This window comes from Aeromonas sp. L_1B5_3, assembly GCF_963866575.1.
Classification (GTDB): Bacteria; Pseudomonadota; Gammaproteobacteria; order Enterobacterales; family Aeromonadaceae; genus Aeromonas; species Aeromonas jandaei.
Map to the genome: position 1 here is coordinate 1 of NZ_CAWMDN010000130.1, position 23,592 is coordinate 23,592.

Annotated in this window: 18 protein-coding genes and 2 tRNA genes; 8 read left to right on the top strand and 12 right to left on the bottom strand. The window is 59.8% G+C overall.

The window, feature by feature from the left end; all coding sequences use genetic code 11:
* Positions 1 to 249: 249 nt before the first annotated feature.
* The gene (gene astB / locus AACR93_RS16105; protein ID WP_043851334.1) at positions 250 to 1,587 is read right to left on the bottom strand and encodes an N-succinylarginine dihydrolase; all 1,338 of its coding nucleotides are present in this window, start codon (positions 1,585 to 1,587) and stop codon (positions 250 to 252) included.
* Between the two features lie 344 nt (positions 1,588 to 1,931).
* On the opposite strand from astB, the gene topA reads away from it, so the two are divergent.
* Both topA and AACR93_RS16115 read left to right on the top strand, forming a co-directional pair.
* The gene (gene topA / locus AACR93_RS16110) at positions 1,932 to 4,553 is read left to right on the top strand and encodes a type I DNA topoisomerase (RefSeq protein WP_043851335.1); all 2,622 of its coding nucleotides are present in this window, start codon (positions 1,932 to 1,934) and stop codon (positions 4,551 to 4,553) included.
* A gap of 97 nt (positions 4,554 to 4,650) precedes the next feature.
* Positions 4,651 to 4,815, top strand: coding sequence for a hypothetical protein (locus AACR93_RS16115; RefSeq protein WP_165791285.1), 165 nt, complete (start codon positions 4,651 to 4,653; stop codon positions 4,813 to 4,815).
* A 39-nt stretch (positions 4,816 to 4,854) separates the two neighbouring features.
* Here AACR93_RS16115 and AACR93_RS16120 read toward each other — a convergent pair whose 3' ends face one another.
* The 10 genes from AACR93_RS16120 to AACR93_RS16165 form a co-directional block, all read right to left on the bottom strand.
* Positions 4,855 to 5,199 (bottom strand): MGMT family protein, encoded by a 345-nt coding sequence (locus tag AACR93_RS16120; protein ID WP_043851363.1) that lies wholly within the window; start codon positions 5,197 to 5,199, stop codon positions 4,855 to 4,857.
* Positions 5,200 to 5,354: 155 nt separating this feature from the next.
* A complete protein-coding gene (locus AACR93_RS16125; protein WP_043851336.1) occupies positions 5,355 to 7,220 on the bottom strand; it encodes a beta-N-acetylhexosaminidase in 1,866 nt (621 codons plus the stop codon).
* A complete protein-coding gene (locus AACR93_RS16130) occupies positions 7,205 to 8,077 on the bottom strand; it encodes a BadF/BadG/BcrA/BcrD ATPase family protein (protein WP_043851337.1) in 873 nt (290 codons plus the stop codon). The genes AACR93_RS16125 and AACR93_RS16130 overlap by 16 nt, the downstream gene beginning before the upstream one ends.
* Positions 8,070 to 9,785, bottom strand: coding sequence for a glycoside hydrolase family 9 protein (locus AACR93_RS16135; protein WP_043851338.1), 1,716 nt, complete (start codon positions 9,783 to 9,785; stop codon positions 8,070 to 8,072). Before AACR93_RS16135 ends, AACR93_RS16130 begins: the two co-directional genes overlap by 8 nt.
* A 114-nt stretch (positions 9,786 to 9,899) precedes the next feature.
* Positions 9,900 to 10,892 (bottom strand): ABC transporter ATP-binding protein, encoded by a 993-nt coding sequence (locus AACR93_RS16140; protein ID WP_043851339.1) that lies wholly within the window; start codon positions 10,890 to 10,892, stop codon positions 9,900 to 9,902.
* Positions 10,893 to 10,903: 11 nt separating this feature from the next.
* Positions 10,904 to 11,923 (bottom strand): ABC transporter ATP-binding protein, encoded by a 1,020-nt coding sequence (locus AACR93_RS16145; protein WP_043851340.1) that lies wholly within the window; start codon positions 11,921 to 11,923, stop codon positions 10,904 to 10,906.
* A complete protein-coding gene (locus AACR93_RS16150; protein WP_041208962.1) occupies positions 11,920 to 12,840 on the bottom strand; it encodes an ABC transporter permease in 921 nt (306 codons plus the stop codon). Before AACR93_RS16150 ends, AACR93_RS16145 begins: the two co-directional genes overlap by 4 nt.
* A 1-nt stretch (position 12,841) precedes the next feature.
* Positions 12,842 to 13,825 carry an ABC transporter permease gene (locus AACR93_RS16155; RefSeq protein ID WP_033115357.1) on the bottom strand — a complete coding sequence of 328 codons (984 nt, stop codon included), beginning with the start codon at positions 13,823 to 13,825 and terminating at the stop codon, positions 12,842 to 12,844.
* Positions 13,826 to 13,944: 119 nt separating this feature from the next.
* Entirely contained in the window at positions 13,945 to 15,630 is a 1,686-nt protein-coding gene (locus AACR93_RS16160; protein WP_041208961.1) for an ABC transporter substrate-binding protein, read from the bottom strand.
* A gap of 415 nt (positions 15,631 to 16,045) precedes the next feature.
* A complete protein-coding gene (locus tag AACR93_RS16165) occupies positions 16,046 to 19,483 on the bottom strand; it encodes a hybrid sensor histidine kinase/response regulator (RefSeq protein WP_043851341.1) in 3,438 nt (1,145 codons plus the stop codon).
* A 248-nt stretch (positions 19,484 to 19,731) separates the two neighbouring features.
* On the opposite strand from AACR93_RS16165, the gene AACR93_RS16170 reads away from it, so the two are divergent.
* A tRNA-Gly gene (locus AACR93_RS16170) sits at positions 19,732 to 19,807 on the top strand.
* Between the two features lie 57 nt (positions 19,808 to 19,864).
* A tRNA-Cys gene (locus AACR93_RS16175) sits at positions 19,865 to 19,938 on the top strand.
* 43 nt (positions 19,939 to 19,981) lie between these two features.
* On the opposite strand, the gene AACR93_RS16180 is transcribed toward AACR93_RS16175, so the two are convergent.
* A complete protein-coding gene (locus AACR93_RS16180; RefSeq protein ID WP_042029394.1) occupies positions 19,982 to 20,275 on the bottom strand; it encodes a hypothetical protein in 294 nt (97 codons plus the stop codon).
* 211 nt (positions 20,276 to 20,486) lie between these two features.
* Between AACR93_RS16180 and AACR93_RS16185 the strand changes: the two genes are divergently transcribed.
* The 4 genes from AACR93_RS16185 (at position 20,487) to AACR93_RS16200 (ending at position 23,519) form a co-directional block, all read left to right on the top strand.
* Positions 20,487 to 20,687 (top strand): YbfA family protein, encoded by a 201-nt coding sequence (locus AACR93_RS16185; protein ID WP_005334863.1) that lies wholly within the window; start codon positions 20,487 to 20,489, stop codon positions 20,685 to 20,687.
* A 183-nt stretch (positions 20,688 to 20,870) separates the two neighbouring features.
* Positions 20,871 to 21,338, top strand: coding sequence for a GNAT family N-acetyltransferase (locus AACR93_RS16190; RefSeq protein ID WP_043851342.1), 468 nt, complete (start codon positions 20,871 to 20,873; stop codon positions 21,336 to 21,338).
* 170 nt (positions 21,339 to 21,508) lie between these two features.
* Positions 21,509 to 22,804: a methyl-accepting chemotaxis protein gene (locus tag AACR93_RS16195; protein ID WP_043851343.1), complete on the top strand. Its 1,296-nt coding sequence runs from the start codon at positions 21,509 to 21,511 to the stop codon at positions 22,802 to 22,804.
* Positions 22,805 to 22,964: 160 nt separating this feature from the next.
* Positions 22,965 to 23,519: a DUF3332 domain-containing protein gene (locus AACR93_RS16200; RefSeq protein ID WP_041208956.1), complete on the top strand. Its 555-nt coding sequence runs from the start codon at positions 22,965 to 22,967 to the stop codon at positions 23,517 to 23,519.
* Positions 23,520 to 23,592 lie beyond the last annotated feature (73 nt).

The following is a 23,592-nucleotide window of genomic DNA, read 5'->3' on the forward strand; positions in this document are numbered from 1 at the left end:
CGCATACTAACAGATCTTCGCTCTTTGTGAACCCCTTGATGTGTTTCTGGCAGCAAAAAATGACTGTTCGTCGATTTTTTGATACATCGTGCTCAAAATTCAGACTTATCAGCAAGTTGTGCGCTGCTTTTCTATGCAGTCCCGTTGCGGGCTCTGGTCGAAAAATTCAGCATTCGTTGAGGGACAGACAAAAAGACCGCCTGACATGGCGGTCTTTTGCTGAATTGAGCTTGATCTCTGGTGCGATGATTAGCGCTGGAACGGGTAGATGGACCCCAGTTTCAGGATCTGGGTCAGCTCGTCCAGTGCGCTGCGAGACTCCTGCACAAGGGTCGGATCACGCAGATCGTCCAGGGTCAGGCGGTCACGATAGTGGCGATCGACCCAGCCATCGAGGCGGGTGAACTGGCTGTCGTTGATCAGGCAGGCCTGATTGACAGCCGCGAGTTCGGCATCGTTCATGGCGACCCGTAGCCGCAGACAGGCGGGGCCGCCGCCATTACGCATGCTCTGCTTGACGTCCATGTAGTGAACGGCCTTGATCGGTGTGTTCATAGTCAGCAGCTTGTTCAGGTACGCCGACACCGCCGGATTGTCGCGGCACTCGGTAGGGGCGATGATCGCCATTTCGCCATTGGGCAGGGTGAGGATCTGGGTGTTGAACAGATAGGATTTCACTGCATCCAGCACCGAGACCTCGGTGGTCGGCACCTCGATAAAGTGCAGCTCCCCTTCGCCAAACTTGGTCTGCACCTCGGCCAGCGCCTGCTCGGTGTTGAGAAATGCCTGCTGGTGGAAGAAGAGCACGTTCTGGTTTCCCACAGCGATCACGTCGTTGTGGAATACCCCCTGATCGATCACCTCTGGATTTTGCTGGATAAAGACCACGCTCTCCTCATCAAGACCATGCAGGCGGGCGATGGCCTGACTCGCCTCCAGAGTCTGGCGGGCCGGATAGCGCTTCGGTGCCGGGCGGGAGAGATCAAAGGCGCTGCGGCCATAGACGAACAGCTCGACCCCCGCTTCGCCATAGGCGCGGCAGAGCCGGGTATGGTTGGCCGCCCCCTCGTCGCCGAAGTGGTCGTTCTCCGGCAGATGGAGGTGGTGACTGAAATGGCGCTCGTTATTGAACACGGCGCGCAGGATCTGGCCAGTGACATCCGGCTCGAGGGAGCGGTGAAACTTGTTGGTCAGGTTGGCGGGGGTGAAGTGAATTCGACCATCCTGAGTATCGGCACTCGGGGAGACGGTGGCGGCGTTGGCAGTCCACATGCTGGAGGCCGAATAGCAGGCGGCCAGTACGGCAGGAGCCTGTTTGGCGGCCTGTTCCAGCACCCGGGCATCGCTGCCGGTAAAGCCGAGGCGGCGCAGGGTGGCAAGATCGGGGCGCTCTTGTGGCGCCAGCACCCCCTGGGTCATGCCGAGCTCGGTCAGCGCCTTCATCTTGCGTAGCCCCTGCTTGGCCGCCTCTTTCGGGTTGGAGGCTTCCTGGGCGTTGTTCTGGGAGGCGACGTTGCCGTAGGAGAGACCGGCGTAGTTGTGGGTCGGACCGACCAGTCCGTCGAAATTGACCTCGAAGTGCTTCATTGAGTACATCCTTTCGATTTTTATGATGGGTAGCGGATTCCTTCCGCGCACAATGCGTCGGGGTGGGGCCATTATAAAGAGATTTTATGTTTTTGTAACAAGCCGGTAACCAGCAGACGTTTTTATGTCGTTTCAGATATAAAAAGAGGGGCCGTATGGCAGAAAAATGAAAAAGCGGTTGCACCCGACGCTGACCCTTCGCATTAATAAATAAAGAAGCAGCGCGGTAGGGGCTGGTCAGGCAAATTGAGTCACAAGATTGCTTTTTCCCGTCAAATCTCTTATACAGCCCCACAAAACCGCACACCAACCCCGTCGGGTGCAATGAGGATAATAGTTACAGCATGGGCAAATCACTGGTCATAGTGGAGTCTCCGGCCAAGGCCAAGACCATCAACAAATATCTGGGCAAGGACTACGTGGTGAAATCCAGCGTGGGTCATGTTCGCGATCTGCCCACCAGCGGCAGCGCCAGCACCGAGCCCAAGAAACCCGTCATTCGCGGTATCAAGTTGAGCGAAACCGAAAAGGCAGCCAAGGAGCGCAAAGCCCTGTTTGCCCGGATGGGGATCAACCCGACTGCGGGCTGGCAGGCCAACTACCAGATTTTGCCCGGCAAGGAGAAGGTGGTCAGCGAGTTGCAGAGTCTGGCCGAGAAGGCCGACACCATCTATCTCGCAACCGACTTGGATAGAGAAGGGGAAGCGATCGCCTGGCACCTGCGCGAGATCATCGGTGGCGATGAGAGCCGCTACAAGCGCGTGGTGTTCAACGAGATCACCAAAACCGCCATCAAGGAGGCGTTTGCCCAGCCCTCCGAGCTCAACATTGACCGCGTCAACGCTCAGCAGGCCCGTCGTTTCCTCGACCGCGTCGTGGGCTACATGGTCTCTCCGCTGCTGTGGAAAAAGCTGGCGCGCGGCCTCTCTGCAGGTCGGGTGCAGTCCGTCGCAGTGCGTCTCATCGTCGATAAAGAGCGCGAAATCAAGGCATTCGTGCCGGTCGAGTTCTGGGATCTCAACGCCGACCTGCTGACCGCCGAGAAGAGCGAGCTGCGCATGGAAGTGGTCAGCCGCAACGGCGCCGACTTCAAGCCGGTAACCCAGGCCGAGACCTTTGCCGCCGTCGCAGCGCTGGAAGGGGTCGACTACAAGGTCGTAAACCGGGAAGACAAGCCGACCGGCTCCAAGCCTTCTGCTCCTTTCATCACCTCGACTCTGCAGCAGGCGGCCTCTACCCGGCTGAGCTTCGGGGTCAAGAAGACCATGATGATGGCCCAGCGTCTCTATGAAGCGGGTTACATCACCTATATGCGTACCGACTCCACCAACCTCAGCAAAGAGGCGGTGGACGCGGTGCGGGAATATATCGGCGAGCAGTATGGCGCAGCCTACCTGCCGGCCGAGCCTAACCTCTACGGCGCCAAGGCCAATGCCCAGGAGGCCCACGAGGCGATCCGCCCCTCCAGCGTGCTGGTCACGGCCGAGATGCTGGAAGGGATGGAACCGGATGCGATGCGCCTGTACGACCTCATCTGGCGTCAGTTCGTCGCCTGCCAGATGACCCCGGCTCAGTACGACTCCTCTACTCTGACCGTCAAGGCGGGCGAGTTCGAGCTCAAGGCCCGTGGCCGTACCCTGCGCTTCGCCGGTTGGACTAAGGCGCTGCCGCCGATGGGTCGCAAGGGCGAAGATAGCCAGCTGCCGGCAGTGACTGTCGGCGAGGTTCTGAAGCTGGTCAAGCTGGATCCGCGCCAGCACTTCACCAAGCCGCCTGCACGCTTCACCGAAGCGGCGCTGGTGCGTGAGCTGGAAAAACGCGGCATCGGTCGTCCCTCTACCTACGCCTCCATCATCTCCACCATCGTCGATCGTGGGTATGTGCGGGTCGATAGTCGCCGTTTCTTCGCCGAGAAGATGGGCGAGATCGTCACCGACCGTCTGGTTGAGAACTTCGTCGAGCTGATGAACTACGAGTTCACCGCCAAGATGGAAGACAAGCTCGATGGCATCGCTGAAGGGAGCCTCGAGTGGAAGAAGGTGCTGGATGCCTTCTACGCCGAGTTTACCCATGAGCTGGAGAAAGCGGACAAGGCGCCGGAAGAGGGTGGCATGCGTGCCAACCAGATGGTGCTGACCGATATCGACTGCCCTGATTGCGGGCGCAAGATGGGTATCCGTACCGCCACCACAGGTGTATTCCTCGGCTGCTCCGGTTATGCCCTGCCGCCGAAAGAGCGCTGCAAGAAGACCATCAACCTGGTCTCTGCTGACGAATTCGTCTCTGCCACTGACGGCGAAGAGGCGGAAACCGAGGCGCTGCGTGCCAAGCACCGCTGTGGCGTCTGTGGCACCGCGATGGATGCCTACATCATCGACGACAGCCGCAAGCTGCACGTCTGTGGTCGCAACCCCGATTGCGATGGCTACGAAATTGAAAAAGGTCAGTTCAAGCTCAAGGGCTACGAAGGGCCGAGCATCGAGTGTGACCGCTGTGGCAGCGAGATGCAGCTCAAGAACGGCCGTTTCGGCAAGTACATGGGATGTACCAACGAGACTTGCAAGAACACCCGCAAGATCCTGAAAAACGGTGACATCGCGCCGCCGAAAGAGGATCCGGTACCGCTGCCCGAGCTCAAGTGCACCCAGTCCGATGCCCATTTCGTGCTGCGTGACGGGGCTGCCGGTCTGTTCCTGGCGGCCAGCAACTTCCCCAAATCCCGCGAGACCCGCGCGCCGCTGGTGGAGGAGCTCAAGCGCTTCAAGGATCGCATCTCGGCCAAGCACAAGTATCTGGCGGGAGCCCCGCTCACCGATCCGGATGGCAACCCGGCCATCGTGCGCTTCAGTCGCAAGACCAAGGAGCAGTACGTAATGACCGAGGTCAACGGCAAGGCGACCGGCTGGACCGCTCACTACGATAACGGTACCTGGCAAGAGAGTTTGCCAAAGGCGAAGAAAGCCTGATGAGAAAGAGGCTCCGACAAGGGGCCTCTTTACTTGTTGAGCAGCATATACTGAGTACCAGCTGCAAGGAGTGCAGCGTTGTAACAGGGAGGTGGTGATGGAGATACACGAGATCCGGCCGGGCATGAGCTGCATGACCCGTGAAGGGGCGGCCTATGTGCTGGAAGTGGATCGGCAAAGTTTGCTGGTGCTGTTGCAGCGCGAAGATGAGACCATTCCGGTGCAGGTACGCAGTGACGAGATCCTGGCTCCGCTGGAGTAAGCGTCAGCCCAACAATCACCACTTCAGGTGAGAACAACCTCAAAACGGCAGTAAAAACAGCAGCTCGGCCAGGTCGGGCTGCCACTGCCAATCCCGCATTCTGACTCGCCCGCCAATCACGACAACCCCCTCTTCCTGCAACAAGCCGACCTGGGTGGCAAATCCTTCAGACCCTTTGGGCAACGAGATGGTACCGGCAGCGCCCAGCACCCGATGCCAGGGCAGCACCTTGTCGGTCTCCCGCAGCACCTTGCCTACCAGCCTTGCCCGCCCGGGCAGACCCGCCAGATCGGCTACCTGACCGTAGCTGGCCACCTTGCCAGCAGGAATAAGCGCGATAATCGCCTCGATTCTGGCCACTTTTTCATGGGAGGGGTGATACATGGATATGCTGCTGTTGCCGTTGGGTGGATGGGTCATTGTGGCTTCTCGGCAGGGCCGGGAGCAAGGCGTGGCAGAGGGTGGAATATCTGATATCAGGGGATGGTGGGGCCTGAATGAAAAAAGGCGGCCTGAGGGCCGCCAAAGTAAAGACAACATTACCTCTGTGGCATCCGGTAGCGCACCTGCAGCTGGTCGAGGATCTGCAGCTGGCCGGGCAGCCGGGCGGCGAAGTGCTCCCACCCCTTGCGGGCGGGCTCGCTCCAGGCCACCTCGGCCGTGGCCAGCATGCGCGGAAACAACATGTAGTCGAGACGATCGCGCGAGGTGATCAATTCTGACCACAAGGGGCTCAGCACCCCGAGGATGTTATCGCTGGCATGGAAATCGGCTGGGGCAGGATCGCACGAGTAGATCTGCTCCAGATTGAGGGTGCCCGCCCAGTAGAGGCCGGGTTCGTGAATATCGGCGCTCCAGGCGAGATCCAGATAGAGGTACTGGGCGGGCGCCATCACCACCGGATAACCGGCTGCGGCCGCATCCAGTCCCGCCTGAAAGCTGGTCCAGGCGCAGATGGCCGCTTTGCGGCTCACCTTGTCCCCATGCAGGATCTCCTCCCAGCCGATCATCTGTTTGCCTCTGGCGGCCAGATAGCGCTGGCAGTGGCGCAGCAGATGGCCCTGCAGTTCGCGGCAGTCGGCGTAACCCTGCTCGATCATCAGTTGCTGGCAGGCGGGACTGTCGGTCCAGACGCCGCTTGGAACTTCATCTCCCCCCATGTGGATCTGGGAGCCGGGGAAGAGCTCGCACACCTCGTCCAGCACCGCTTCCAGAAAACGGTAGGTGCCGGGCAGCGCCGGGTTGAGCACATTGTCGTCAAAGTGCTGCACCGAGCGGTAGCGGGAGCGATCAGCCTCTTCCACCAGCAGCTCCGGCAGCGCCTTGATGGCGGCGTGGCAGTGCCCCGGAATGTCGATTTCGGGGATGATGGTGATACCAAGTCCGGCGGCATAGGCCACCAGCTCGCGCACCTCGCTCTGGGTGTAGTAGCCACCGTAGGGACTGGGGCCGCCGCTCAGCTGCGGATCTATGGCCAGATCATGGCCGCGCCAGGCACCCACCGTGGTGAGCTCGGGGAAGGCGTTAATCTCGAGGCGCCACCCCTCGTCATCGGTCAGATGCCAGTGGAAGCGGTTGAACTTGTAGAGGCTCATCAGCTTGAGCAGCCGCTTGATGGTCGCCGTGCTGTGAAAGTGGCGGGCACAGTCGAGAAAGATGGCGCGAAAGCCAAAGCGCGGGCTGTCCTCCAGCGTCAGGCAGGGTAGGCTCTCGCCGTGCTGCAGATACCACTGGGCCAGCGTGACCAGAGCGTGGCGCCAGCCACTCTCGCCCGCAGCGGCAATCACTATCTCCTCTTCGGTGATGGTGAGCCGGTAGGCTTCGGGGGCCAGTGCTGTCTCAACCAGCCTGATCTCGGCGTCGTGATCCTGCTCCAGTGCCAGCGATGTAAGTTCGTTGAAGTGGTCAAGCAAGCCGCTGATATCGCGGATGGCGCTCACGTGGGCCCGCTCGGCGAGGCGAAAATACCCCTCCTGCAGCGTCAGATGTGCGGGCTGCGGCACTATGCCGGGCAGCGGCTCGACGTCCGGCAGGTCTGGCTTGCGGGTGAGCGGGTTTTCCAGCCCCAGCTCCTCTGCGGCCAGGGTCACCGGCAGCAGCTGGGCACCCGTGGTCGCCTCCGGCAGGCTGAGAAAGAAGCCCTGCGGCATGTCGGAGATCTTCTTGATGGGGGTCTGGCGGCAGCAAAACAGGATCTCGTTGCTGCCAGCCTGCGGGATCAGCACCTTGTAGCTACCGCTCTGGCGTTCAAGCTCGCCCCCTTGTAGCGATTCCGGGTCGATATGGCGTGCCAGACAGAAGTGTAGCTTCCACGCCTCTACCGGCAGGTTGGACAGGGTGAAGGCAAACCAGACATCCTCGCCGTCACGTCGGGTGACCCGGGAGTGGATCAGGGGTGTAGACATGGGTAATCCTCTGATTGGGCAAACAGGATGGCCCCGTCGAGTGCATCGCTTCTGGGGGCCACAAGGTTCAGCTCGCCAAGGCGAGGGGCGAGGCGGGTGCCGATACCCCCCAGCAGGGCGATCTCGGTGGCACCCAACAACTTCATTCCCTCCAGCAGGGTGGTGAGTTGGGCGCAAGTCTCATCCAGCAACTGGTTGGCGAGCTCATCGCCATCGCTGGCCGCATCGAACACCCAGGGGGCGAAGCGGCCGAAGTCGGCTGGGATGGCGCGAGCAGCCCAGCGCACTACCTCGGCCTGATCCCGTTTGAAGTGGTCGAGCAAACGGATGGCCAGAGTGCTGGGGGGCAGGATGCCATCGTGGCAGAGCAGGGATTGCTGGATGGCGCGTAAGCCCAGCCAGGCGCCGCTGCCGAGATCCGAAATGGGAAAGCCCCGCCCGGAGCAGGTGCGGATCTGGTGATTCTGATAAACCAGCCCGACCGAACCGGTGCCGGCGATCAGGATGGCCCCCTCCCGGCCACCAAAGGCGCCGAGGCAAGCGCCAAAGGCATCGGAGGTGAGCCGCACGCTTGCAAAGGGGAAGGGCATCTCGAGCAGGGCGTGATAGCAGTCGGCCAGCTCGGCGGAGGCGAGCGCCAGCCCGACCCCCATCTGTTGTTCGCACTCGATGCCGAGTCCGGCCGTAAGGCGGGCGCTGGCGATGGCGGCCAGCACATTGGCATGAGCGTGAGGGATCCCCAGCTCCAGATTGGAGCCAGCAGCGCGCCCTTCACCTAGCAGCTTGCCGGCCCGATCCCGAATGCGGGCGCGGGTGTGGGTGCCACCGCCATCGACCCCGACCCAGTACTCAATCATGTTGACCTCCTGCGGCATTTTGCCAGCTGATGGCCAGGGCAAACCAGGCTGCATGGGGGATCCACTGCTCGCCCCAGCGCCAGTTCTGATCCAGCCGTTCCCTGTACTCCTCTGGAATAAAGGCCACCTCATTTTCGTCCTCAAACCCTGAGGTGATGCCGTTGCAGATGCCCCCCTGCGCATTGGGATAACCGGCGGTGTAGGCGGGATTGTTGATGCCGTGACCGGCCAGCATGCAGGTGTTGAAGGGGTTTTGCCCGAGGATCCAGTCGAGCTGGTGCTGACCGAAAGTGCGCAGCAACCTGCTCTGTAGGGGCAACTGTGCTGCGGCGGCAAAGGCCATCACGGCCAGCGAGGCCAGCCGGGCATTCTCCCCCTGCCACCAGTAACCGGATTCGTTGTGGTGGGGCATAAAGAAGCTGACGCGCGGCGCTTCATCCACCCCTTTGACATATTGGCGGGCGAGGGAGAAGGGGTTGCCCGCCCGTGCGCAGAGCGCCAACTCGGCGGCCAGCGCCTGCTCCACCACAGTTTGTACCCGGGCCTGGTGCCCCTGATCCGGCTCTACGCCCAGATATTCCAGCAGCGCCAGCACCGGCAGCCCCGCCTCGGCGGCGTGATAGTAGGGGCGCGAGCCATCCTCGTTGGCCGACCAGTAGTGACCCAGCTCCGGATGAATGCGCTGACGGGCGCAGAGCTTGCTGGCGCGGGCTCTCGCCTCATTCAGCCACTCGGAGCCGAAGGTGCGGGTCAGCTCCACCGCCGCCAGCAGGGCGCAGTAGTCGTCGATGATGTTTTCGACCCCGTCGTCCAGATAGGCAAGGTTGTGCTCACGCAGATGCAGGTAGCCGCGTTTGGCCGCCTCGGCGTAATGGTTGGTATCGAAGTCACCGCCGATGTGCTCGCGGGCAGCGCGGGCCAGTGCGGCGATGGTCATGCCACCCCCCTGGCGGAAACCTGCCTGCCAGTTGGCGGATTTGATCCCCTGCTGGGTGGCATAGGCGCACAGCTCGCGCTGGGCGGGATCCTTGCTCCACTTGTCGAACAGGGTCATGTAGAAGAAGCCCGACTCATCCTGCATCCGGCAGAGAAAGTCGGCGCCGTGCAGCGCCTCGTCATTGAGCCGCTTGCAGAGGTTCACCCCGTCGATATCGCGGCGCGGGGCCAGCAGTTCCCGGCACTTGAGCAGCGACCAGACCACCATGGGGGTCTGCTGGGGGTTGAGGTAGTTGGCGTAGGAGAGGTGGCTCAGGTACTTGCTCATGTCGCCGCTGGCATCGAACCAGCCGCCGTGCACATCTTTGTGCTGGTCGGTGCCAAACAGGCGGGCGTTGCGGTCGGCCCGATCAAAGATGCCGCTGGCGCGTTGCCCCTTGAAGTAGTGAATGATATCGGAGAGGCAGCGGCTGGCCAGCAGATCCTGGCCGATGGCAAAACGGGTCGAGCGGACAATGCCTTGGGCAGTGATCGCCTCCAGCCGATAGTGGCCGGGCTCCTTGAAGGCGGAGAAGTCGGCGCGCCAGTAAGCACGGCCCTGCCAGCCGGGGACGCTGCCAGCCGCTTGTAGCGGGGTTTCAAACAGGATCTGGCTATCATCAAGGCGTTGCAGCCTGACGTAGCCGCCGAGATCATGGGCGGGGGAGGCTTGCAGCAGGGCGACCTTGTGCCCGTCGCACTCGTAGCCCACCTGATTGATCAAGAGTTCCATCAAGGTATTACTCCTGTGGTTCACCGCCGGGCGGTGAGGCACATCACGGGGCTATGGCCGCCCCGTATCGAGGCATGGCCGGACTCTGCAGTCCGGCCGGTCTAAGGCTCACCCTCACTCGTAGAGGTAGCAACGCACGAAGTGGTTGTCGGCAAGCCTGGTGATGGCTGGCAGACTCTCCTTGCAGCGAGGCATTGCCTGATTGCAGCGCCCGGCAAAGGGGCAACCGCAGGACTCCGGTGTCCAGAGCGGGATCTCCCCCTTGCGGCCCCCCTCTAGCTCGGCGTGGATGCTCTTCTCTGGGTCGGGCACCGCCGAGATGAGCAGCTGGGTATAGGGGTGTTGCGGGTGGTGTAGGATCTCGTCCACCTCGCCCCACTCCACCATGTGGCCCACGTACATTACCGCCAGATCTTCCGCCACATAGCGAGCGGTGGCGATGTCGTGGGTGATGTAGAGCATGGAGACGCCAAGCTCATCCTTCATCTGCTCCATCAGGTTGAGGATGCCGATGCGAATGGAGACGTCGAGCATGGAAGTCGGCTCGTCCGCCAGTACCACTTCCGCCTCCACCGCCAGATTGCGGGCGATGTTGACCCGCTGGCGCTGGCCGCCGGAGAGCTGGTGCGGATATTTGGCCGCCGTCGCTTTGGCGGGGGTCAGGCCGACCTTCTCCAGCAGGGCATAGACCATGTCGGGCAGATCTCTCTTGTCGATCACCTTGCTGTGCAGCAGCAGGGGGCGGGCGATGTGGTGATAGATGGTGTGGGTCGGGTTGAGCGAACCGAACGGATCTTGCCACACCATCTGCACGCTCTGGCGATAATCCAGCAGGGCGGTGCCCTTGTTGAACTCCTCCAGATCGTGGCCGCGATAGAGAATGCGCCCGGCACTGAGCTTGTACATCTTGGCGATGATCTTGGCGATGGTGCTCTTGCCGGAGCCCGACTCCCCCACTACCGCCAGGGCACGGCCCCGGTGCAGGTTGAAGGTGATGTCGGAGAGTGCCCGCATCTTGCCACTCTTGATGGCATTGGAGTTGACGGGGAAGTCCTTGTAGAGATGCTGGACTTCGATGATGGGTGCATCGGTTTTGGCGATTTGCATGACAGACATCCTTAACAGCCAGCGGCCTTGTCCAGATAGATCAGGGGATCTTGTTGTTCATCCTGCACGTCATAGAGATGGCAGGCGGTCTGTTGCCCGGGGCGGATCTCGGCCAATTTGGTGTACTCCTGACGGCAGCGATCGTGCACTTTGCCGCAGCGGGCTTGAAAGCGGCAGCCGACCGGCACCTCCAGCAGGTTGAGCGGGGTGCCCGGGATCCCCTCCAGCACCTTCTTCGGCCCGTGCAGGGGCGGGAAGGAGTTGCCGAGCCCTCTGGTATAGGGGTGCAGCGGCGCGGTCAGGATCGCCTTGGAAGGAGCCACCTCCACCAGTTCACCGGCATACATGATGCCGATGCGATCGCAGAACTCCACCATCAGGGAGAGGTCGTGGGTGATGAACAGGATGGAGAAGTTGAACTTCTCTTTCAGGGCATAGACCTTCTGCAGGATCTCCCGCTGTACCACCACATCGAGCGCCGTGGTTGGCTCATCCATGATGAGCAGCTCGGGGTTGAGCGCCATGGCGATGGCGATCACCAGCCGCTGGCGCATGCCGCCGGAGAACTGGTGCGGATAATCCTTGAGCCGGCTCGGGTGGATATCGACGATGGTGAGCAGCTCCTGGGCGCGCTTGATCGCCTCGTAACGGGTCATGCCGGGGTTGTGGGCCAGCAGCACGTCGCAGAACTGCTCCTCCATCCGCAGCACAGGGTTCAGGGCGTTCATGGCGGACTGGAACACCACCGACACCTGTTGCCAGCGGTAGGAGCGCAGCCGCTCGTCACCGTAGTGGAGGATGTTCTCCCCCTTGAACAGGATCTCGCCGCCGCTGATGTAGGCCGGCGGCTTGTGCAGCCGGGCTACCGAGAAGGCGACGGTGGATTTACCGCAGCCCGACTCGCCGGCGAGACCGAAGATCTCGCCCTGTTTGATATCGAAGCTCACCGAGTTGACGGCGCGCACGTCACCATTTTCGGTGATGTAGTCGACGCAAAGATTGCGTACTGACAGCAGGGGGTGCTTGTTCATGCTGTCTTCTCCTGTACAGCTGATACCGCAGAAGGGGTTGGCGCGGCGAGTTTTTTCCAGCGGTTGAGCCCCTTGTGGGAGCGCAGCTGCGGGTTGGCGATCTCGTCGATGGCGAAGTTGAGCAGGGCCAGGCCGGCGCCCAGAGTGGCGATGGCAAAGCAGGGGGCCAGAATCTCCCACCAGGCGCCGACCAGAATGGCGCTGGAGGTCTGGGCGTTGTAGAGCATGATGCCCCAGCTCACCACGGTCGGGTCGCCGAGGCCGAGGAACTCCAGGGTCGCTTCGGTGACGATGGCGTAGATGATGGAGCCGATGAAGCTCACCCCGATGATGGAGATGAGGTTGGGCAGGATCTCCACCAGAATGATGCGCCAGGCCGGTTCACCCAGCACTTCGGCGGCGATGACGAACTCCTTCTCGCGCAGCGCCAGAGTCTGGGCGCGGATGACCCGCGCGCCATAGGCCCACGAGGTCAACCCTATTATCACCGCAATGACCGCCGGCGACGCCTCTCCGATAAAGCTCGCCAGCACCAGCAGCAAGGGGAGGTTGGGGATCACCAGCACCACGTTCATCAGGAAGGTGAGGCACTCGTCCACCAGACCGCCAAAGTAGCCTGCGGTGATGCCGATGGCGACGGCCAAGGTGCAGACTAGCAGGCCTGCACTAAAGCCCACCAGCAGCGAGATCCGAGCGCCGTTGGTGAACTGGGACCAGATATCGTGGCCCATGCGGGTGGTGCCCATCACGAACTCGGCGCTGGGCGGCTGGTGGGGGCGGGCAACCCGTTTGGTAGGCTCGTTGCTGGCCAGCAGGGGGGCAAACAGCGCCATCAGTACGAAGGTAACGACGATGACGAGGCCGCAGGCAGCCTTCTTGTTGCCCAGCAGGATTTTGAGAATGGTCGGCATACGCATCTTATTTGCCTCCTGTACGCAGACGGGGATCCAGGAAGACGTAGAGCACGTCGGCCAGGAAGTTGAAGCTGAGCATGGTGATGGTCATGATGAGCAGCTGCCCCTGAATGAGCGGGTAGTCGCGGGCCAGAATGCCTTGATAGAGGGTCAGGCCCAGGCCGGGATAGTTGAAGATAACCTCGGTGATGAGGGAGCCACCGATGACGAAACCGAGCGCCATGGAGAGGGCGGTGACGCTGGGCAGAATGGCGTTGCGGGCGCCGTAGTTGAAGATCACCCGGTTGCTGGAGAGCCCCTTGGCTTTGGCCATGGTGATGTAATCCTCGCCCAGCAGGTTGATCATGTTGTTGCGCATGGTGATGAGAAAGCCCCCCACCTGCACCATGGCCAGAGTGCCGACCGGCATGATGGCGTGGGTCAGGATGCTCTTGATGTGCTCCCAGCCCCAGTCCGGCGTGATCTCCGGGCTGTAGGCGTAGCCAATCGGCAGCCATTCAAGACTCACCCCGAACAGGAACAGGGCAAGCAGGGAGACGACTACCGGCGGAATCGCCTGCATCACCAGAGTGAGTGGGGAGAGGATGCTGTCCATCCGGCCGCCGCGATACCAGGCGGCGAAGATGCCGACGATGGATCCGACGGAGAAACTCAGAATGGTGGAGGTACCCACCAGAAACAGGGTCCAGCCGATGGCGCGGCCCAGCACGTCGGAGACCTGCTGTGGATAGAAGCGCACCGAGGTGCCGAGATCCCAGGTGAAGACACTCTTCACATAGGTAAGAAACTGGGTGCCGATGGGGCCGTCGACAAAGCCGAAGGTGGCCTTGAGCGCTTCCAGTGCGGCGGGTTCCATCATGGCGCCAGCGCGGGCAAACATCACGGAGACAGGATCGCCTGGCATGGCTCGGGGTAACAGGAAGTTGATGGTGGCGGCTACCAGAAAGGCAACCAGATAGAAGGAAAAGCGTCTCAGTATGAATCCCATGATGATACCTTTTACTGCAAGTCCGCCCCGCGTCGGGCATGGCTACCCCAACCCCGGCAGATGCGGGCAGAAGGGGGGATCAACGGGGAAGATGGCCCCCCGCAGGGGGCCGGGATTGTTTAGCTGTTTGGCTTGAGTGCCAGGATGTGCAGCAGACGCTCGGGGGTGTCCGGGTGGAGCTGCGGCTTGGCAACCGGGTTGTCAGCGCTGAACCAGCCGTGGAAACGCTTGGTGCTGTACTCATACCAGGTCGGGTTGTTGAAGACCGGAATGATGGTCTGGTTGGCACCGACCCTCTCCTGAATCGCAAACATGATGTCCTTCTGCTTGGCTGCATCGGCGGTCTGGGTGAAGTCGTCGATCAGTTTGTCCAGCTCGGGATCTTTGTAGCGGGGAGCCGCAAAGCGGTTGCCACGCTCACCCATGTTGCGGGAGTGGAAGGCGGTCTCGAAGTACTTGTGCGGGTTGGCACCGGCAAAGTAGCCCTGCAGCGCCACATCAAAGTCGCCAGTGATGAGGTTCTCGGTCCAGACGGTTGCTTCCGGGGTGGCGGTCTTGGCATTCAGGCCCAGTGCCTGCAGCCCTTCCACGCCGATCTGTACTGTGTTGACCCAGTCGGTCCAGCCATTCGGCACCAGTACCTTGAACTCAATCTTTTTGCAGCTCGGGGTGTCGAGGAACTTGTCGCCGTCACAATCCTTGTAGCCAGCCTGTTTCAACAGGGCCTTGGCCCCTTCCAGATCGTACTTGTTGAACTTGCCGTATTTCTTGTCCACATCCGGGTTGTTCCAGGAGGCGAACGCCTTGCCAAGCCCTGACGGGTATTCGTTGACGGTCGGGTAGCCGTAGCCCGCGATATCCACCATGGACTGGCGATCCATCGCCATGGAGAAGGCGCGGCGGAAGTTGACGTCATTGAAGGCTTCGTGGTTGCCCGGGTTTTTGGTCTGGAAGTTGACGTTGAACGCTACGGTACCGGAGGCCGGGAACCAGTACTTGTTGTTCTTCGGATCGTTGCCGACGTAGAGACGCTCGATATCCGGTACGAAGGAGCCGAACCAGTCGATGTCGCCCTTCATCACAGCAGCCAGCACCTGATCGTTGGTGGCCATCTGCGGCATGCGGATACAGTCGATGGAGAGGTTGGCGTTATCCCAGTAGTGCGGGTTGCGGCACTGGGTGTAGAGCTGGGCGGAGAAGTTCTCCACTTCGGTGAAGGGGCCGGTACCGACCGGTTTGTCGTTGGTAAAGGCAACCGGGTCTTTCACCGACTTCCACTGATGCTCCGGTACGATGGGCACCAGTACCAGATCGTTCACCACGTTGGTGTTGACCTCGGTCAGGTCGAACTTGACCTTGTTCGGGGCCAGCTTCTCGACGCTCTTGATCTGGGTCCAGATTGAGCGCTCATCCAGTGCCTTGTTGGCTTTGACCAGATTGAAGGAGAACAGGATGTCATCAGCAGTAAAGGGCTGACCATCTGACCACTTCACGCCGTCACGCAGATCGAAGGTGACGGATTTCAGGTCTTTGCTGAACTCGTAGTTGGTGGCCAGACGATAGACGGGTTTGCCACCCTGCATATCGTTGAAGATCACCAGCGGTTCATAGATGAAGTGACGGGTAGTGTGCAGCAGGCCTGCTTGCAGGAAGGGGTTGAAGTTCTTGACCCAGGCGGTTTCCTGCTGTGCAACCATGGTCAGCACAGTCTTGTTTTCGGCAGCCATGGCATTGCCGGCAGCACCGGCAAGCATCATGGTTCCCAGCATTACAGCGGTAGAGATTTTGGATACTTTGGCAAGCATATGTTTTCCTTTCTTATTTTTTTGGCATTCCCGAGGGTTCGCCTTGTTTGTGTGAGCACCGGTTTCGCATGCTGATGAGACCGGCCCTCGTTGTTGGTTGGGTGTCTGCACCCTTGTCGTTTTGTTTTCCAACGCCCTTAGCAAAACAGAGTTAACAGGAAAACAACAACTGTTGATTTCGTTGTTTTCGTAAAAATCCCGGGCCTTACGTCAATTTCGTCAAAATGGATTTTTATCTGTTGAAAATCATATCGTTAAGTTAGTTCTCTCTGCGCTAAAAGTCGCCTTGAAAACAACGTTCATGACAAATATGTGACGTGGATCGGCTCGGATTTCAGGGTGGATATCGGGCTTTGTTTTGCTGGAAAAAGAAACCGGTTTGCCAAGTGTGAGCCAGCGCGCATCCTGCGCCGACTCACACCTTGCGGTTGGCAAGCTGACGCAGGGTCTGGGCACTCTGTTGCAACTGCTGGCGCTGTTGCTCGTTGAGCGGGCAGTGGCCCAGCACATACTCGGTGGTGGCAACGACCGTCTTCCAGCGCGGCGATTTGGGCAGGGTGTCCAGATTGAGGTACTTGTCGAGGGTGCGGGTCTGCGGGCTGGATCTGTCCATGTAGACGCGCCACAGCTTGCTCTTCTCCGCTAGCACGATCTTGCCCTTGCCGGTGCCCTGCTGCCAGGCATCCAGGGTGAGCTGCATGGTCTCCACCAGGGCGCGGCGCAGGGGCTCGTCATCCTGCTGGCGAATGAGGTTGTCGGCCAGCGAGCGGAATTCGCCGCCCAGTCGGCTCAGCTCGCCCAGCAGCTGCTCATCTTCGATGATGGCTTGCCGGGAGAGGTTTTTGAGGGCGTTCTCCAGCGCCACGATGCGGCTCTCATCCTGGCGCTGTTCAGTGGTAAAGGTAAGGGCAAAGGCCGCTTGCCCCCCGAGGGTGATGGGCAGGGCGCGGGCATTGAGTTCATCTTTCTGGCCTGCCACCAGAAACTCGACAATATGCTCCCGCTGGCCAGCCAGATCGGGCCACTGTTCTTTCAGCGGCTCGGCCAGCCACTCGTCGATAGTTTGTCCCTCCATGGTTTCCGGCTCCTGACCCAGCAGGCGAGCCAGTACCCGGGAGGCGAACAGCACTGTGCCCTGCTCGTCGATAAAGAGCATGGGGTCGGCCCCTTCGCCGAGCAGGGCCAGCAGGCGCATCTGATCCTGATGGAGTCGCTCCTGCAGGGTGAGGCGGTGTTCTATCTCCTGTTTGAGCAAGCGGTTTTCCACCAGCGAGGCTCGCCCCGCCTTGGCCTCCAGCAAGGCTTTGACCCGGGCGAACAACTCCTCTTTGCAGAAGGGTTTGACCAGATAGTCGTTGGCGCCGGCGTTGAATCCCTCCTCGATATCCTTGGGCTGGTTGAGGGCGGTGAGTAGCAGCACCGGCAGCTTCTCTTTGGGATGATGCTCCCGGAGCCGGCGGCAGACATCGAAGCCGGAGAGGGTCGGCATCATTACATCGAGCAGGATGAGATCCACCGGCTCCTGGGTGAGCTTGGCCAACGCATCGTGGCCATCGCTGCTGGGCAGAATGCGATAGCCGCAGGGTTGCAAGAGATGACGCAGGATGTGCAGATTGATGGGCTCGTCATCCACCACCAGGATGAGGGGGGCCCCTTCGGGCGGGGGAGGCAGATCCTCGCTCTCCCAGTCGGGCAGGATGAGCGGCTGCTGGCGCACCAGTTGCAGCTCTATCTGACGGCTGCCCTGAGTCAGCGGGGCGCTCTTGCCAGTCGCGAGCGGCAGGGTGAAGGCAAAGGTGGAGCCGACGCTCGGCTCGCTCTGCACGCTCAGCTCGCCACCCATCAAGTGCACCAGCTGGCGCGTGATGGAGAGGCCAAGGCCGGCTCCCTGCTTGCTTACCTCCGGGCTCATCTGCACCAGCGGTTCGAAGATATGCTCCAGATGCTCGGGGGAGATGCCGATACCGGTATCGGTCACCTTGATGCGCAGGAAGTTGCCCTCCACCATGGCGCTCAGCACCACCTTGCCCTGCGGCGTGTACTTGATGGCGTTGCCGACCAGATTGTAGAGCACCTGTTCGAGGCGCTGTTCGTCAGCCAGCACAGGAGGCAGCTCGGCCGGGCTGATATCCACCAGAGTGAGGGGTTTGGCCTGCACCAGATGCTGACAGAGGTCGAGTACCAGCCGTATGACCCCCTTGGAGGAGACGGGCTGAGGGTGGATCTCCAGCTGGCCGTAGCGCATCTGGTGGTAGTCGAGCAGATCGTCCACCAGACGGGCCAGACCGTCGGCGCTCTTGATGATGAGGCCAAGCTGTTTCTGCTGCCCCTCGGTCAAATCCTGCTGGCTGGCGAGCATCGACTCGGCCATCCCCTTGATGCCGTGAATAGGTGTGCGCAGCTCGTGGGAGGTATTGGCCAGCAGTTCATCCTTGAGCTTGTCCGCCTGCTGCAGGCTGAGGTTCTGCTTGTGGGTCAGCTTGACCTGCTGCTGCAGCTCTATGGTCTGCTGTTCGATGAGTTCGATCTTCTCCTTCACCGAGCGCTGCATATGGCGAAACGCCTGCGCCAGCCGGTCGATGTCATCGCCGGTGCGTTCGATGGCGATGGGGTGATCCAGTGCACCATCGGCAACCTGCTCTGCCGCCTCGGTCAGGGAGCGCAGCGGCGCCGTGATGGAGTGGGAGAGCCAGCGGGAGAAGAGGATCAGCAGCAGCAGGGAGCCAGCCCCCAGCACGATGACCAGCGTCTCCAGCTGGCGGATTGGGGCATAGGCTTCGCGGGTGGAGATCTCGGCGATAAAGGCCCACTCGGTATCGAATACCTTCACCTGGGTGTAGGCGGCGAGTACATCGTCATCCTGATAGGAGCGAAACAGCCCGACCCCTTGCTCGCCAGAGAGGGTCTTGGTGACGAGAGGGGTCTGCAGCAGGCGGAAATTCTGGCTGAAACTGTTCTCGACGCTGTACTCCGGCGCCAGCCAGGCATCGGCCCGCATCCGTTTGTCGGGGCCGATGAGAATAGTCTCGCCGGTTTTTCCGAGCCCCTCCCGCTCCGCCATGATCTGGTTGAGCTTGTCTGGCAGCAGCTCGAAGATGACCACCCCGCGCACATAGTCGTACTGCATCACGGGGGCGGCCATGTAGGCGACCACCTGACCGGTCAGCTCGTTGCGGCCAAAGTCGGTGAATTCAAAGATCTGTTGCGGTTTCTGGCCGCCATCGAGGCGCCGCTTGATCTTGGCGAAGGTCTGACCGAGGCCACTGCCCTGATAGGGGCCGGAGAGCAGGTTGGTGGCAAAGTTGGGGTGTTTGGTGACCGAATAGACGACATCACCGTTGAGGTCGACCAGAAAGATGTCGCTGTAGTTGGATTTGCGCACCATGTCGGCATAGCCGCGATGAAAGCGCTGATGCACCCGGCCATACATCTCGTCAGCCAGAATGAGGGCACTGATGGAGGGTTCGATTTCGACTTCGGGATCCGGTTTTTGCAGCTGATCCCAGGAGCCCGGCACATAGCGTGCCTGTGCCCGGGCACGGGCCTCTTGCGGCGTGGTGCCCAGTTTTTCAAAGGCACCGGCAAAACCGTAGAAGCGACCGATACTGTTGCCCGCAAAGTCCTGCTGGGAGAAGTTGGTGATCTGCTCCTTGAGGTTGTTGAAGTAATCCTCAAGCTGGCTCTTTTTTATGTTGCGAACGGAGACCAGATGGTTGGAAGTCTGGGTGGTGAGGTCCTTGCCGTGGCTGTAGAGGAAGAAGAGGGTGACGACCAGGAATGGCACCATTCCCAACATGAAAAAAGCCAGCATTAGTTGCGGCCTGAGTCCACGAAGCCTGAAGATCCATTTCATCTTGTGAATTTCAATTGAGAATCCGGTTATTAAGCGGCTCAAGTCTCGAACTAAAGCGTAATCATTTCAACGACTTTATCCCAAATTCGCTTGGTTGGTCACAGCTGAACGGCTGATTTTGCAGCAACCCGTCTAAAGGGTGAGCAAACGATCCGGTTGCGGCGCTTAAATGCGAAAAAAGGGTTGTGCTGTCGCTCGGGGTACGTATAATGCGCCTCGTTGTCAGGCAACTGGCACGAAATAGTAATGCGGGAATAGCTCAGTTGGTAGAGCACGACCTTGCCAAGGTCGGGGTCGCGAGTTCGAGTCTCGTTTCCCGCTCCAATTTTCCATCGCACCAACGATGGATATCACTTTCAAGACAATCAGTCTTGTCAGCATGGCGCGTTAGCAAAGCGGTTATGCAGCGGATTGCAAATCCGTTTAGTCCGGTTCGACTCCGGAACGTGCCTCCATCTCTCTTCTTTATTTTCAAAAAATCATCTCAAACCGAATTTATCAGTAACTCTGTTGCAGCATCAGCCGTTCGCAGCCTGCTTCTCGCCACTGCCGTTCAAGATAGTGATTAACTTCGTCCACGTTTTGGCCCCGATTCTGAAACTGGCTTTCTGCACTGTATTGGGTGAGATCCGCCATCTGTTGTTTCAGTGTGCCGCACTGCCACAGACTCACGGTGGTTGGCCCTTGTCGGGCAAGCACGATGGCATCCCCCTGATTGAGCTGCCATTCATCGATTTGCGCCTTGGTCAAGGCGAGCATCAGCACCAGCAGAGCAACTTCTGAAAGCTTCATACGCATCTCCATACGGCACGTTTCCGCACTCATAACTGTGGCAGAGCGCCCGATTTTCGCAAATGTGTTAATTGTTGATTAATCACGTTGCTCAATTTCATTTATCCCGCTAATTTGCCGTTTTTATGAAAAAATATGGCTGAGGATGTAGTAATCCTACAGATAGTGGAGTAATCTTTGCTCAGTGGTCGTACCAGTAAGGAGTTGCATCATGTTTCATCCCTTTTCTCTGACTCAGATTATTCTTCGTCGCATTTATGTATTGCTGGTGGGCATTCTGGCGTTTCCAGTGATGCTGTTTCGTAGTGATCGCGCCCGCTTTTATAGCTATCTGCACCGCATCTGGAACAAGACCAGTACCAAGCCGGTCTGGCTCAAGATGAGCGAACGTGGCGAGCGGATCTTCTACTAAGACCCTCTTCGAAAAAAAAGACAGCTTCGGCTGTCTTTTTTTATGCGTTTAAAAACAGATGGTTAATGCTCGACTCTGTTACTATCGCTGGTGCAAAAAGGGGATGTCACAATGTGGCAGCAGCTACGCTCTTCCCCCTGTTAGTTGCTCATTTTATGGATCCCGATGACGCAAGGAGCTGCGATGCTGATCCGTCAGGCCACCGAGGCCGATATTCCGATGCTGGTTGCCATGCGAATGGCGCTCTTCTGTGAAGTGGGGGAGTTACCGCACCCCGCAGCCGACCCTGCCCTGATACAGGCAACCGAACGTTATTTTACCAACGCATTTTTGAGCGGATCCGCTTTATCCTGGCTGGCCGAGGTCGATAAACAGGTTGTCGCGGCAGGTACTCTGGCGATGTTCGTGCGGCCACCCTATCCCGGCAATCTGGCGGGAAGAGAGGCCTATCTGCTCAACATGTATACCTTGCCCGATTATCGCAAGCAGGGTACAGCCAGTGCACTGCTCGATGCTATGGCGGCAGAGGCCATAGCCCGCGGGTTTGGCAAGGTATGGCTCCATGCCAGCGAGGCTGGCCGGCCTCTCTATGAGCGGATCGGTTTTGTCGCCAATCCGGCTTATATGGAGTGGCAACCAACTGCCCGGTGAGCCGTGACATGTCAGCCATCAGCCCGTCGTGTGATGGGTGACAATAAATAGCTTGTTAAAAGGGAGTCTGATGGCCCAGCCAGCTATGCTGAGGGTACACGCCGTCATTATCTTGTTGATCCACCATGTGGTTTGGCCATGGCGGGTGCCTGTCTGGAGGATATGTTTCGATGTTCAATAACAAATTGAAAGCCGAGTTGCAGCAGTGTCAGGAGCAGCTTCTGGAGCAACAGGGATTTTACGATGCAGTGCATGGCAGCGTCGCGACCATCACTTTCAGCCCTGATGGCACCGTGCTGGCCGCCAACGATCTCTTTCTCAACGTGGTGGGATTCAGCGCATCCGAGGTCGTGGGCCAGCATCACAGGATCTTTTGCGACAAGCAGTATGCCCAGAGCAGCGCCTACCAGCAGTTTTGGGCCGACCTGAAACAGGGGCGTTCCCGTACCGGGGTCTTTCAGCGCTTTAATCGCCGCGGTGAGCCAATCTGGCTGGAGGCCACCTACTTCCCCGTCAAATTGCGCGGCATAGTGACCAAGGTGATCAAGATTGCCGCCGACATCACCGAGCATCATCTGCAGCTGCTGAGCCAGCAGGCGGTGGTAAAGGCCCTTGATCGTTCTTTGGCCGTCATCGAATTCACGCCGACTGGAGAAGTGCTCACTGCCAACGCCAACTTCCTTAACACCATGGGCTACACCCTGGCTCAGGTGCAGGGCAAGCACCACCGCATCTTCTGCGATGACCACTTCTATCAGGAAAATCCCCACTTCTGGGAAGAGCTTGGGCGCGGCCAGTTCAAATCCGGCCTCTTCTGCCGTTTCAACAGCCACGGCAGCAAGGTGTGGCTGGAGGCAACCTACAACCCGATCCTGGATGACAACCGCCGGGTGGTGAAGGTGATCAAGTTTGCCAGCGATATCACGGAGCGGATCAACAAGAGCGATGCGGTGTGTGAGGCGGCCATGCTGGCTCACGACGCAGCTCGGGAGACCCTTAGCTGCGCCGAGCGCGGGGCTGGGCTGCTCTCCTCGGTGGTCGATACCTCCAGCCTGATTGCCAGTCAGCTGACTCACAGCATCGGCCTTATCAATCAGCTGAACGAGCAGTCGCGCAGCATAGAGGCGATCGTCTCCACCATCAGCAGCATTGCCGACCAGACCAACCTGCTCGCCCTCAACGCAGCCATCGAAGCGGCCCGAGCCGGGGATCAGGGGCGTGGCTTTGCGGTGGTGGCTGACGAGGTTCGCCAGCTGGCGGCGCGCACCTCGCTCTCTACCGACGAGATTGCCAAGGTGGTGCAGAACAACCGTGAACTGACCGCCAAGGTGACCGCCGAGATGTCTGATGTGGCGGGCAGCGCCGAGCTGGGCAAGCAGCAGGTAGGTGAGGTCAACGAGGTGATGAGCGAGATCCGCCGCGAGGCAAACAATGTCTCCGCCACGGTTTCGGGTCTGGCCATGTGACTCATCCGACCACAATCAAACCGGGGCACTGATGCACTTCTGACCAGTCAGTGCCCCAATCTGAACTCTTCCTGTATCACCCCGCCATTGTGAATTGTCCCCACCTCCTCTCTTGCTTAGGCTTGCCGCCTCATTCATAACCGAGCAGGAAAAGAACAAGATGGTACGACAACAGAAGGGGCGGGCGGCCGCGTTGCTGATGATGGTTGCGAGCATGGGGCTGAGCGGCTGCATGGGGCAGATGGGGCTATCCGGCATGGTGACCAAGGGCAATCTGAGCGTAGTGGATAACCGCTACGGCCGGGCTGGCGTTTTTATGCTGCTCTCCCCGATTTATGGTCTGGCGGCGACTGCCGACCTGTTCGTCTTCAATACCATCGAATTCTGGACTGGCAAGAACCCCATCACCGGCAAGTCACCGGCGGTGGTGGATATGAAAGTCGACCCGGTGATCAAGGTGAACCAGCACCTCGACCCCTCTCTTCACAAAGTGCCGCTGGCCATGCTGCCGCAAGGGGTGCGTGAGGTGGAGATCAGCTATCCCGACGAGCATACCGCCCAGATGGAGGTGCACTATCTGGATGGCCGCAGCAGCATGATGCGTGGCGAGAAGCGCGGCGAGTTGATGGATATCTACTTCGACGGTCGCTTCGTCTCTACCCTGAGCCGTGCTGAGCTGGAAGAGCGGGTGAATCAGGGCAAGGCCGCTGCCTAAATTCAACTGAATCCAGATCTATCCGGCACCAGATGGGGTATACATAATCAGCTGGCAAAATCGCCATGATGTC